Genomic DNA, 11,917 nt, shown 5'->3' with positions numbered 1-11,917 from the left:
GAAGAGATGATTTGATATTATATAAAATCCTCTCTTCATCGTCCTGTATTAAACTCTCTCTTCTCTTGCTTCGCGTACTTCGCGCCTTCGCGGTTAAATCATTCCGATACAACCGGAATTGATATGAATCTCAATGAGTGTAAATATATTCGTAGGGGCGAAGCATGACCGCAGTAAATCTCTGGTTATCACTAATAAATTGTCTGCGGTCATGCTTCGCCTATGCAAAATCGGGATGCTCCCAGATGCCTGTTCCACAAAGAGTGAGTTTTTTGGTAGGGATGGCTGGAAGTCCTGCCCATAAAATGGTTATTGAATCCTAGTTTAACATCTCAGTTTCACCAGACTGGGAGATGCTAAATTTGCCCCGAAGGTGGTGAGTCTTGAATTTTAGTGAGTGCTGCTTTCATTTCTGGAGTATCTAAGAATTTTTTGGTGGCTGCGATTAAACGATCGCCCCAGAGGTTTTCTTTGAGAAAATCTACAGTAGCATAGCGTTTATCTAGTTTCAGAGCCGCTTCTCCCATCGCTAAGCCTTTTTCTTTGTCGCCTTTGCCGTACAATGCTACTGCTAGAGCTAGCATTGGTTCGGCTGCTTTGTTGTCGATCGCGATCGCCTGTTCCCAACGTTTAATCGCGCCATCGGCATCTCCCTTTTCGTATTTGACTAATCCGATATTGTTGAGAGCGGGCCAGAGATTTTTTTCTAAAGCAAAGGCTTTTTCATATTGGGCGATCGCATTATCCAATCGTTTAAGCTTGTAAAAAGCATTGCCTAAATCAAATAATGCACCCGGATTATCGGGTTTTAACTTTAACCCTGCTTGTAAGTATTCCACTGCTTTTTCATAGTTTGCTTGCCGAAAATGAGCTTCCCCCAAGACAAATTTAATTGCAGGATTTTCCGGCGACAGAGATTGAGCTTGTTGCAAAGCGTCAATGCCTTTTTGCAACTGGTCAACTTGAAGGTACAAGCCGCCTAACAAAGTCCAAGCTTGAGAATTTTTAGGGGCTAATTGTGTGGCGAGTTCGGCTCTGGGTACCGCGAGTTGGTACTGCTGGAGTCTGGCTAGCTGGACAGCTTCTTCTCCCAGGCTCAAGGCTGTTTGTTCGAGTTGGGCAGAGTCGATTTGTAGAGTGTAAGGCAGGAGTGCCTGGGCGACAACGGGTTTGGGCATTGTGCACAAACCGAGGGCCAGTAGCAGAGATATTAGAGGAATCCGATTAGGCACGCGAGCAGCCCCAGCAAAAAATATAAAGGTTTCTCGATCGCCTATGATAACCTATAATTCTCCGCATCAGCCTCGCCGGACTAGATTATATTAATGGCGATTGAGACCCTAGTCCGAGGGTTAGGTTAATTTTTATGAATCTTTGCCCTTGCCTGGATGCTATGTTGAATTTTCTCTAACAATTGGGCTGCTGACAAAGAAGAAGGCAAAATTTTAGCAGCTACTTCTTGTAGTAGAAAGTCGATCGCCTCCGATTCTGAATTGACACTACACCGATAATCCAAAACTAAGATCGGCGGTTTTGTTGCCATTTCTCGCAGACTTGATAGTGCTGACAACAGACTGGGGGATTCCGAGTGCCTGTCTCCCAAGCAAAGCAAAACTAAGTCCACGCTTTGATATTGCAACTGCTGCAAAACTTCCCTCCAATGGAGAGCAATTGAACCTCGAAAGCCTGCGGTTTGGATGTACTGAATCAAAGCTTGAAAGTTAGGGGCAAAATTTTCAGAATTATGAATAGGAAAATCAAATTTTTTCCCTCGATAATCTGCATTTTCGGAGGTGGCGAAATCCCGATTTTCCATCATATTTTGCTGCAAGTCCAGTAAGGTCGAAATATCAGCAAATAAAATGCTGGGCTTCCAACTCATCCCAGCAGCTACTTGAATAACTTGCCACAAAGCAGAGGCTACTAAAGGAGTGTCGGAGGTGTCGCTGTCGGTGGCTAAACACGGAAATACTGACAGTCCCTGGACTTGATTTGCCACTTGTGTAGTTGCCTGATCTAAAGTTACTAAAGGCAGAAAACCCAAACTCGAAGACTGACTTAACTGTTTGATAAAAGCTAAAGGGTTTTGCAGTTGGTTTGTGCCGTCCAAAACGATCGCATCGGGACGCCAGATACGGGCCACCAGTTCGGCCTGACCGAGATCATCTGCTTCTAAAACCCGGCAGTAGGTAGGGTTGAGCAATAAAGATGAGCCTTGGGAGCCACTGTTCTGCGGGCACAGCCACAAAATAGTCAAACAACTTCTCACATTGCCGATATTGCCATCGGGGTGTCCGAGCAAATTGCCCAGCAGCATTCCCAAGGCTGGCTCTGTGACGGGTAAGCTTAAAAAGCCTTCGGCTCGGTTGACGGAGGCCCGTTCTTTTTCGCCTCTGGTGGCTGTGATGATGGCTGGTATCGATCGAGTATCTGGATCGCTCTTGAGCAGTGTCAGCACGTCCCAGCCCGACAACAGTGGCAACAACGGGTTCAGGAAAATCACTTGGGGACTGAATCGGCGGGCTTTTTCCAGTGCTTCGGTGCCGGAACGGGCGACGATTACTTGATAACCTAAACCCGTAAGAACTTTGGTTAAATCTTCGATATATTTCGGAACTGCTTCGACGATTAAGACGAGGCGAGAGCGAGAATTGGCGATCGGGTACTGATATTTTGGTTTGAATAATTCTGGCTCTATGCCTGGATATTCTGCCACATCTTCTCTAGTGTTTCCCGGAGGATTTGGTGGCAGGAGTAAGGTAAATTGAGAACCTTGACCTTCTGAGGAAATAAACGAAACGTCTCCGCCGTGGAGCCTAGCTAAACGTTGAGTCAGTACCAGTCCTAGTCCGGTTCCTTGAAATCGGCGAGTTAAGGGGCTTTCTAATTGTTGGAATTTTTGAAATATCAGGTGCTGTTTGTCGGCTGGGATGCCGATGCCGTTGTCCCAAACTGTGAAAGCAATCCAGCCTTCCCAAATATTTACTTTCAAGCCAATTTTGCCACCAATTTCTGTGAATTTGAGGGCGTTGGATAGCAGGTTGACGAGCATTTGTCGCAACCGCAGTTCGTCGGCGATTAAGTGGCTTAGTCCCGGTTCGATTTCGAGTATAAATTCGGTTTGGATGGGGGATTCTTCCCCTGGGTTGGCGGTAGTTACCTCGGATTTTGATGGGGATTTTTCTTCTTGCTGTTGGAGTTGTTTGGCTTGTTCAAAGGCTCTGTGGCAGGCTGCGGTAATTTCGACTGGTTCGGGAATTAGTTCTAGCTGCCCGGTTTCCATCCTGGTCAGGTCTAAAATGTCGTTGACTATGGTCATTAAGTGTCGCCCGCTTTGATGGATGAGTTTGGCGTAGCGAGTTTGGCGATCGTTGAGTTCTCCGATTAATTTATCTTTGAGGAGGCTGGACAAACCGAGGACGGCGGTGAGAGGGGTTTTTAGTTCGTGGCTGATACAGGATAAAAATTCGTCTTTTAGTCGGTTGAGGTGGATTAAGTCGGCATTTTTAGCTGCTAGTTCTTTGGCGACTAAATGTTCTTCGGTGACATCTTGTCCCATGACTAAAATTAGGTTGTCCGAGAGTGGCTGTTTGACAAATTGCCAGATTCGTTCTTGACCTTTTTGGACTGGACAGTCGCAAATGTAGGTGTCTGGTTTGCCTGCGATGGGACACCAGGCTGGGCTGGTTAAGGTGGATGGGGAGGCGGCGGCGTAGAGGGGTAGGGGGCAACTGGTGGCTGCGGTGGAGTCGCGATCGCCCGATCGCCCAGCTCCTACTAAGCTTCTGAATTCTGGGGAGATGGCTAAATTTGGGGGGCTATTATATTTAGTCGGCTCTGGGCCTGGTTGATGGGGAGATGAGCGATTTCGATTGACTGCTGTTTCTGGGACTGGTTCTGGACCAGCTCCCAGTAAAATCCGCCACGCTGCGTTTTGACTGACTATCTGTCCGGTGGGGGTTTGCAATCTCAGGGGTAGGGGCAGTTTTTCGAGGAGTTGGACTAGGGAATTGAGGTTTTCTGAGGGTTTGAGTCCTGCTTCGAGAAAGCGTAATTGACCGTCTAGGGCGCTGGCCATCGCTGAATGTATCGGCTCTCTGGCTGCTGTTTCTTGAGCTTTGATGCTGTATTCGGCAGCGGTGGAGATCGGGATGCAGTTGCTGTGGGCGACGAATTGCAGCAGGCTGAGGCTGTTTAGAAGTCCCAAAAATTTGCCTTCGGAATTGGTGAGGGCGATGGGAGTATCGACAAATCTGCCCTCCATTTTTCCCAGGTCCCATAGGTTCTTAATTTCTGCTGTTTGCAGGTATTCCCAGAATTCGCTGACGCTCCAATCTGCGGGTACGGCTCTGAGGGGAGCGATGGCGATCGGGTTTTCTGACAGGGGTTGTTGCCATTTGCCGTCTTGGTTTGCCAGGGGCATGAGGCTGCGGAGATATATTAATCCCTTGGGCTGTAGCTTGTCGTTGACTAATGCGATGCGATCGCAGTTGCCCTGATTGAAAATTGACCGCAGTGTTTTTAGCTGAGCTGTCGGTCTGCACAGTGGCACTGGCTCGATAAAATTTTGGAGACTAGGGCGGGTTTGTGGCATAACGAACCTGAGAGTCTGCTCCCCTGAGCAGTAATATTTTTGAGACCCAATGTAGCTGCCGATTTCTGTATCTAATTTGTTTTATATCAGTCTGCTATGGCACCTCGAAGCTCCATCGCTCCCCGCCAGTTCGATGCCAGTGCTTGATTTGGGGCTACTAGCACCTATTTTAAGGCTTAAGCTTAATTGCAGAAATCAGGCTGGGGGTGCTTGAGCTAGCAGCAAAGGACTACAGTTTTATTATCCCTCTGTCACAAGGTTGTTACCATTTTTGTAGTTAAGATTGGTAACATAAATGTTGCGATGATTGTTAAAATGTTAAGTGTTTTGTAAAGGAGATATCAACTCTGAGCGATCCACCATTTTCAGGTAACTTAAATGTTTCACCTACAGCTTTGCTTCCCCAACTGTCTATATGTATCTTTGTCAAGTCAGGGGAACTCGCAGGCTTGGCGATCGAGGTTTTGGGAGGCAGACGTTATGCTTTGACCCAGGTTAAGTCCGAGAGCGAGTTTTTTGGATACCTGAAGCACAATTACCACCTAGACTGTTTGGTTTTAGAAGTTGATGGGGATCTGCGATCTCTGACTGGTAAACTCCAAGAGCGATCGATCTTTTTACCGGCTGTGATTTTTGCGACCAAGCCCGGAGACGATGGGACGCAGGAAGTTCCACGGACATCGGACAATGGCTGCTATCCGTTGGTAACTAGCCCCGAACTGAATCAACAGCAAAGTTGCTCTTTTTTTTACCATGCTGCTGAGGTGCAACTCCCAATCGATCGATCGGACGAACTTGCCGCCAGTATCGATCGGGCGATCGCCCAATTTTTGAAACTTTCTACTCCGGTTCCTTTAGATGACCAATCCGCCAAGGTGGGTGCAACGGCGCAATTAACTGCTCAAAGTTTACTACAACGACAGCAACGCCGACTTGCTGAAAAATTGCGGGAGCGATTAGGATACTTAGGTGTGTATTATAAAAGAAATTCCCAGAATTTTTTTCGTAATCTGTCTCAGGAAGAAAAGCCCAAATTTTTGGAGCAATTCAAGTTAATTTATCGAAAAATTGTTTTGAGTTATTTTTCTGAAGATACTGCGGTAAATAATCAAATAGATGAATTTGTGAATATAGCTTTTTTTGCGGATGTTGCGGTGACTCAAGTTGTAGAAATTCACATGGAATTGATGGACGAGTTTGCCAAGCAACTCAAATTAGAAGGGCGCAGCGAAGAAATATTGCTGGATTACCGCTTGACTCTGATTGACGTCATCGCTCATTTGTGCGAAATGTATAGGCGATCGATTCCCAAAGATGCCTCGGAACGTGGAAGGTAAAACCTGGCTAAAAATATTATAAAATACGAAAGAATAGGGGATTTAAGACAAATAACAACTACAACTAAAATTTGATAACTAACACTCAATCTCTCATAAAAGTTCATGACTCCTCTGAAGAAAACCTACGTTCTCAAGCTTTACGTTGCGGGAAATACTCCCAACTCAGTGCGAGCTTTGAAGACCCTTAAGGACATCCTCGAACAAGAGTTTCAAGGAGTCTACGCCCTGAAAGTGATAGATGTTCTCAAAAATCCTCAACTAGCAGAAGAGGATAAAATTTTGGCAACCCCTACCCTGGCAAAAATTCTGCCCCCTCCAGTGCGAAAAATTATTGGTGATTTGTCCGATCGGGAAAAAGTTCTGATAGGATTAGATTTACTCTATGAAGAACTTCGCGAAGAAGACATGAATTCGTAAGATAATTAAGTTACAGTCATTAGTCAGCAGTAATTTAGTTATGGAGCGCTAGCACTAGCTAAACACTGAGTACAAATACTAACGAGCTGCGGTTAATGGCTGAAAATTTTAAAATACTGACAATTGATAAAAATCGACATGAATGAAATTAGTCAAACGGTGCAACCAGAAGGATTGGTAACGGCGGGAGTTCAAAAAATCCGCACCATGATTGAAGGCTTTGATGACATCAGTCACGGCGGAATGCCGATCGGCAGAACTACCCTAGTCAGTGGCACGTCTGGAACCGGAAAAACCTTATTTGCTGTACAATTTCTTTACAACGGAATCACCCATTTTGACGAAGCCGGAGTTTTTGTAACTTTTGAAGAATCTCCCACAGACATTATTAAAAATGCCTACAGTTTTGGCTGGGATTTGACTAAGTTTATCGATGAAGGTAAGCTATTTATTTTAGACGCTTCCCCAGATCCAGAAGGTCAGGATATCGTGGGAAATTTTGACTTGTCTGCCTTAATCGAACGCATTCAATACGCCATACGCAAATATAAAGCAAGGCGGGTTTCTATTGATTCGGTGACGGCAGTATTTCAGCAATACGACGCTGCATCTGTGGTGCGGCGCGAAATTTTCCGTTTAGTTGCACGCCTCAAACAAGTAGGCGCAACTACAATCATGACTACGGAACGAGTGGAAGAATACGGCCCGGTGGCCCGGTTTGGAGTCGAGGAATTTGTCTCGGATAATGTGGTGATTGTTCGCAACGTTTTGGAAGGAGAACGTCGTCGCCGAACCATGGAAATTTTGAAGTTGCGGGGGACTACTCACATGAAGGGCGAGTATCCTTTTACAATCACTAATGACGGCATTAATATTTTTCCGTTGGGGGCTATGCGATTGACTCAAAGATCTTCCAATGTTCGGGTTTCTTCCGGGGACAAAACTCTCGACGAAATGTGCGGGGGCGGTTTCTTTAAAGACTCGATTATTTTGGCTACGGGTGCGACGGGAACTGGCAAAACGCTGTTGGTAAGCAAGTTTTTGGAGAATGCTTGCATGAATGGCGATCGCGCCATGCTGTTTGCCTATGAAGAGTCGCGGGCGCAGTTGTTCCGCAATGCTTATTCTTGGGGCATTGATTTTGAGGAAATGGAACATAAGGGTTTGTTAAAAATTCTTTGTAATTACCCGGAATCTGCGGGTTTGGAAGACCATTTGCAAAATATTAAATCAGAAATTGCAGATTTTAAACCCTCTCGAATTGCGATCGATTCCCTGTCAGCTTTAGAACGGGGAGTTAGCAATAATTCCTTCCGGCAATTCGTGATTGGAGTGACAGCTTTCGCCAAGCAGGAGGAAATTACAGGCTTTTTTACGAATACAAGCGACCAGTTTATGGGTTCTAATTCGATTACGGATTCCCATATTTCTACGATTACTGACACGATCATCATGCTTCAGTATGTGGAAATTAGAGGGGAAATGTCGCGGGCAATTAATGTGTTTAAGATGCGTGGTTCCTGGCATGACAAGGGAATTCGGGAATACACTATTACTGATAACGGACCCGTAATTCGGGATTCTTTCCGCAGTTACGAACGCATTATCAGCGGTTCTCCGACTCGAATTACAATTAATGAGAAGAGTGAATTATCGCGGATTCTTCAGGGGGTACAAGGTCAAGACAATGATGATATTTGACCCTGAGTCATGATTCGTGGTTAAAATGAGGTTGGGCTTGGCAGCTCAACCCCAATTTTTGAAACCATTAAGGTGTGTCAGTTCGTAGTCGATCGATCGATGGTGAACATACATAACGCCAACTCTCCACAAAAGCAAGTGTGGAACAGGCAATATGCCTGTTCCACAATAATTAGGGCTTGCTGAATAATTGATCGCTTTTTGGCGATCGGGAGTGATTGATTATTCAACCAGAGTTAAATATGAGTTTTTCCTGCCTCATTTTGAGTGAAATATAAGCGCAAATTATGTTAAGCCCAAAAACAGGCATTGTTTTCCCCGAATCGCATAAAAACACACAAAAAACCAGGCGCCACCAGGTAGAAAGGTTCATTACTAAAAAAGTAATTGCAATAGCTGTACCAGAGGTATTCTCAAGTTTTGTCATTACCAGATTCAGGCTAAATCTTCGTTTACCTTGCCCAAATTTCCCTTCAATTGCCTGACGAATCTTCTCATCTTCCTTGGCTTGCTTCTTTTTTTCTTTACTCACATTTGCTGGGGGTCTTCCTAGGGGGGGTCCACTAATTCTAATGCCTTTTTCTTTACACCAAGCTCGGTTCTCTCTTGTACGGTAAATGCGATCTGCATGAACGGACTCTGGATAATATCCTGTGAACCTATGATATGCTTCTACTTGTGCTTTCAAGTCTCCTGATTCGTTAAAATTATCCCAGCTCATCCGGTCTAAAAATGTAGTCTTTTCTTGCTAGATTACGGTAGGTTCTTGGTTTTTTATGGTTTTTTTCTTTGATTTGTTTATACAGGATGTCTAGGATTTTTTCTGTATGAACTCTGGCTTTGTTTAATAGTCCTAAGTCGGTCGGATAGGTAATGTCGGCTGGAGCACAGGTTGCATCTATGATTAGTTTTCCGCGATTGGGTGACTCATTTTTGGCGTCCGAATCCTTTTTTTTTTCGGGTTTGATTGGGGTGAGTTATCGCATTTTTTCAACCATGCGTTCGTTGACTTGATTAATTAGGTTGGGACTGATTCGTTGCCGAAAGTGTACGGCGGGGTGATGGATCAAATGGTAGTTCATTGCTGTAGCTTGATTGACCGATAAAGTATTGTAGATAGGGGTTTTCGCGGATCTGTTCTACTGTTTCCCGATCGCTAATTCCCAGTTTTTCTTTAATAATTAATGCCCCCAATGCCATCCGAAACGATTTGGCGGGTGCCCCATGAGTCTGTGGGGAAGTTGGCCGCATATTCTGATTCAAATTCAGACCACGGGATTATTTGGGCCATTTTTACCCAGCGGTTGTCGGCTGACAATTTAGAGCCGTTGGCTAGTTCAAAGTCTAAGGCAGGGAGGAGAGCAAGCTCAGCTTTCTTGTACACGATCGCAGGTGGTTATGCACGGGTTTTGCTCTATTTTACCTGTTTATCTTGCACTAAACTCTCGATCGCGCGATCGTATAACCTAGGCCACGTCAAGTGCGATCGATATATTCAGCAAGCCCTATATAGTGACCGCGCTCAAAATATCTTAAGAAGGTGGAATAAAGGTTTTACCCAAACCCATGCTTTACGCCATTTAGCTAATCTCAGTGGTCAAATGGCTGGAATGTCTCAGGAAACAAGAGCTAAAAGTCTGGGGCATTCACCCCAGATGAATGAAACTGTTTACAAGCGTCGCGCTAACACTGAGACAACTATTGATTTATTAACTCAGTCTACGAAGGAAGCTATTCCTTTGGGTAGTGCAATTGGGGTACTTAAGCAGTTAGGTAGTGATGTGAAAAATGTCAAACTGCTAGCCGCTATTTACGGCATTACACCCCACGAAGTTATGGAGTTGCTAGCCGAATAATTTGAAACAAAACTTTATAGTCCCTGCGTTGACAAGGAACTGTAAGTCTGCGATCGTATGTAACTAAGGAAGATTGATGCGCGACTGATTAGCATTAGCAGTGCTAGCCAAGTCACGACTTCCCCAAACCGTTCACTAACAACGTTTGGAGCCTAAATATAATGCCACATTCAGCCGATTGTCCCAATGGACGATCGCAACTCTTCATGATTGAGTTTGCGAGGTTCTGCAATGACTGAACTATCAATTTTTGATTTCGAGGGTCAGGAAATCCGTGTTTGTGGCTCTGCTGAGCAGCCTGAGTGGGTGGTCACTGATGTGGGGGCTGTTTTAGGAATTAGCCAAAGCACGCTGTCAGAACGTGTGAGCAAGATGCCTGAAAATTGGAAGGGTATCGGTTTGACCGATACCCTTGGGGGTCAACAGAAAATGCTTACTGTGACAGAGCCGGGTTTATACGAGCTAATTTTCCGATCGGACAAACCCGCAGCCCAACGGTTCCGAGTTTGGATGTTTGAGGAAGTGTTACCCAGCATCCGCCGAACCGGAAGCTACTCTCATGTCACTCCAGAGCAAACTGTTGACGCCCAAGTATCTCAACTGATAGAACTCGCACAGACCCAAGTCGAAGTCATCAACACATCTGAACCGCTTGACTTACAAGCTGTAGACAGTGTAGACACCTTTGACTGGACTAATGACGGTTCCTTAAGTGAACGCTCAGTCCCCATCATCGAAAAACCCCGCTACTTCACAGAAGAAGAAGCCGATGCGATGAAGACGCTGGCAAAGGAGAAAACTGAGGGCGCACGTCACGCCAAACGGGCTTATGAAGCTGCTGGCAAGATTGAGGAAGCCGATGCCAAAGTCCACAAACACCACCGTAAATATGAGGGCGTGGTTGCCGATAATGAGCTCGTAAAAAAGCGCGCCGATGCACGTCTAGGTAAACACTTGCACGGGTTGCGTCCAGCCTACGCTCGATTAGGCATGGGTTTAGAGCAAGCAGCCAGCAACGCCGAGACTCGCATCAGCGAAATTAAAGCCAAGTTACAAGGGACAAAACCATGAGCCGAGCGATCGCACTTTTCAACACTTTTGTGAGTAGTGCGATCGCTTCCAGTTTCCTCTGCTGGATAGCGTCGCTCAATTCTGGGTTACAAATTTTGGTGAGAGCCTTGTACCTAGTCCTAGTCCTGTGTTGGGTTCTAGGCTGGATACTAGACGACTGGCTGTGTTTGAAATTCCGCATCACACTCCTGGACCTGCAAGGGATTTTGGTTGCAGGTATAGCCGCTGTTTTATTCGGTTTGGGGGTGATGTTATGTCGTTCTTGAAAGTGTGCGCGTTAACAACCTCTGGGTTAATCCTCTGGCTAGCACCACCGTTCACCCTCAGCCGTAAAATTCCGCTACACAATTGGGTAACTGGGTTGTCTCTAATGGGCGGTTTTGCTTGCTGCTTTGAATCTCGGAGAATCGCCCTCAAACTAGCTCAGGCCCAAGAGTTTGAGTCTATGCGTGAGGCTGTTGTTGTGGCTGATGCGGTTGACGAGCTAGCTACCAGTGCGTATGTCTCTGAGCAACAACGTCGGATGGAAGCCGAATCTATTCTAAACACGGCGGGTTCTGAGCAAGTCGAACACCTAGAACGCTCTCTAGCACTAAGTCACAGTCAAGGTGATGATTGGAATTCTGAACGTTCCCCCCAACTAGCTGAGAACGCAGACTCAGAACTTTTAGAACGGATTCTACAGCTACAAGCACGGGGCTATGGCAAGGCAAAAATCATCCTTGAGTTGTGGGGCGTAACCAAGGGGGGTAGTTCTAAGTACAAAGCTGCTGAGGCTGAGTATAAGCGCTTGGTTGGTGAGTAAGACTGATGTATCGCTTTGTGTTGATTTTGGAAACCTATCATGCTTAACAACAAAATCCGTCCGAGATTTTGGACAAAATCCCCTCTGACTTGGGGACGCTAAAACCCTTGTTCTGACTCGCTCGTCTAGTGCT

Annotated in this window: 9 protein-coding genes and 1 pseudogene; 7 read left to right on the top strand and 3 right to left on the bottom strand. The window is 45.7% G+C overall.

What is annotated here, in order from left to right:
* Positions 1-356 precede the first annotated feature (356 nt).
* Positions 357-1,178: a tetratricopeptide repeat protein gene (locus AAFP11_RS11540; protein ID WP_341737197.1), complete on the bottom strand. Its 822-nt coding sequence runs from the start codon at positions 1,176-1,178 to the stop codon at positions 357-359.
* A 179-nt stretch (positions 1,179-1,357) separates the two neighbouring features.
* Complete coding sequence (locus AAFP11_RS11535; protein ID WP_341737196.1) at positions 1,358-4,594, bottom strand: hybrid sensor histidine kinase/response regulator; 3,237 nt, start codon at positions 4,592-4,594, stop codon at positions 1,358-1,360.
* 395 nt (positions 4,595-4,989) lie between these two features.
* Between AAFP11_RS11535 and AAFP11_RS11530 the strand changes: the two genes are divergently transcribed.
* The 3 genes from AAFP11_RS11530 (at position 4,990) to kaiC (ending at position 8,052) form a co-directional block, all read left to right on the top strand.
* Positions 4,990-5,931, top strand: a complete 942-nt coding sequence (locus AAFP11_RS11530; protein ID WP_341737195.1) for a circadian clock protein KaiA — start codon at positions 4,990-4,992, stop codon at positions 5,929-5,931.
* A 105-nt stretch (positions 5,932-6,036) separates the two neighbouring features.
* Positions 6,037-6,351 carry a circadian clock protein KaiB gene (kaiB, locus tag AAFP11_RS11525; protein ID WP_340520079.1) on the top strand — a complete coding sequence of 105 codons (315 nt, stop codon included), beginning with the start codon at positions 6,037-6,039 and terminating at the stop codon, positions 6,349-6,351.
* A gap of 138 nt (positions 6,352-6,489) precedes the next feature.
* Positions 6,490-8,052 (top strand): circadian clock protein KaiC, encoded by a 1,563-nt coding sequence (gene kaiC, locus AAFP11_RS11520; RefSeq protein ID WP_341731251.1) that lies wholly within the window; start codon positions 6,490-6,492, stop codon positions 8,050-8,052.
* Positions 8,053-8,278: 226 nt separating this feature from the next.
* On the opposite strand, the pseudogene AAFP11_RS11515 reads toward kaiC, so the two are convergent.
* Positions 8,279-9,436 (bottom strand): annotated as a pseudogene (locus tag AAFP11_RS11515) (transposase).
* On the opposite strand from AAFP11_RS11515, the gene AAFP11_RS11510 reads away from it, so the two are divergent.
* The 4 genes from AAFP11_RS11510 (at position 9,429) to AAFP11_RS11495 (ending at position 11,784) form a co-directional block, all read left to right on the top strand.
* Positions 9,429-9,908, top strand: a complete 480-nt coding sequence (locus AAFP11_RS11510; RefSeq protein ID WP_341737194.1) for a hypothetical protein — start codon at positions 9,429-9,431, stop codon at positions 9,906-9,908. The pseudogene AAFP11_RS11515 and the gene AAFP11_RS11510 overlap by 8 nt on opposite strands.
* A 231-nt stretch (positions 9,909-10,139) precedes the next feature.
* A complete protein-coding gene (locus AAFP11_RS11505; protein ID WP_341737193.1) occupies positions 10,140-10,979 on the top strand; it encodes a BRO family protein in 840 nt (279 codons plus the stop codon).
* On the top strand, positions 10,976-11,245 hold the full coding sequence (locus AAFP11_RS11500) for a hypothetical protein (protein ID WP_341737192.1): 270 nt from the start codon (positions 10,976-10,978) through the stop codon (positions 11,243-11,245). The genes AAFP11_RS11505 and AAFP11_RS11500 overlap by 4 nt, the downstream gene beginning before the upstream one ends.
* Positions 11,233-11,784, top strand: coding sequence for a hypothetical protein (locus AAFP11_RS11495; RefSeq protein ID WP_341737191.1), 552 nt, complete (start codon positions 11,233-11,235; stop codon positions 11,782-11,784). Before AAFP11_RS11500 ends, AAFP11_RS11495 begins: the two co-directional genes overlap by 13 nt.
* Positions 11,785-11,917 lie beyond the last annotated feature (133 nt).

The sequence above is a fragment of the Microcoleus sp. CAWBG640 genome (genome assembly GCF_020883015.1).
Classification (GTDB): Bacteria; Cyanobacteriota; Cyanobacteriia; order Cyanobacteriales; family Microcoleaceae; genus Microcoleus; species Microcoleus anatoxicus.
The sequence above is the reverse complement of the archived record's forward strand: the minus strand, read 5'-3'. Positions and strand labels throughout refer to the sequence as shown.

Excerpts from the sequence above, each read along its gene's own strand:
- AAFP11_RS11505 (WP_341737193.1), top strand. The coding sequence starts at position 10,140 with ATGACTGAACTATCAATTTTTGATTTCGAGGGTCAGGAAATCCGTGTT.
- AAFP11_RS11540 (WP_341737197.1), bottom strand. The coding sequence starts at position 1,178 with ATGCCCAAACCCGTTGTCGCCCAGGCACTCCTGCCTTACACTCTACAA.
- kaiB (WP_340520079.1), top strand. The coding sequence starts at position 6,037 with ATGACTCCTCTGAAGAAAACCTACGTTCTCAAGCTTTACGTTGCGGGA.
- AAFP11_RS11495 (WP_341737191.1), top strand. The coding sequence starts at position 11,233 with ATGTCGTTCTTGAAAGTGTGCGCGTTAACAACCTCTGGGTTAATCCTC.
- AAFP11_RS11500 (WP_341737192.1), top strand. The coding sequence starts at position 10,976 with ATGAGCCGAGCGATCGCACTTTTCAACACTTTTGTGAGTAGTGCGATC.
- AAFP11_RS11535 (WP_341737196.1), bottom strand. The coding sequence starts at position 4,594 with ATGCCACAAACCCGCCCTAGTCTCCAAAATTTTATCGAGCCAGTGCCA.
- kaiC (WP_341731251.1), top strand. The coding sequence starts at position 6,490 with ATGAATGAAATTAGTCAAACGGTGCAACCAGAAGGATTGGTAACGGCG.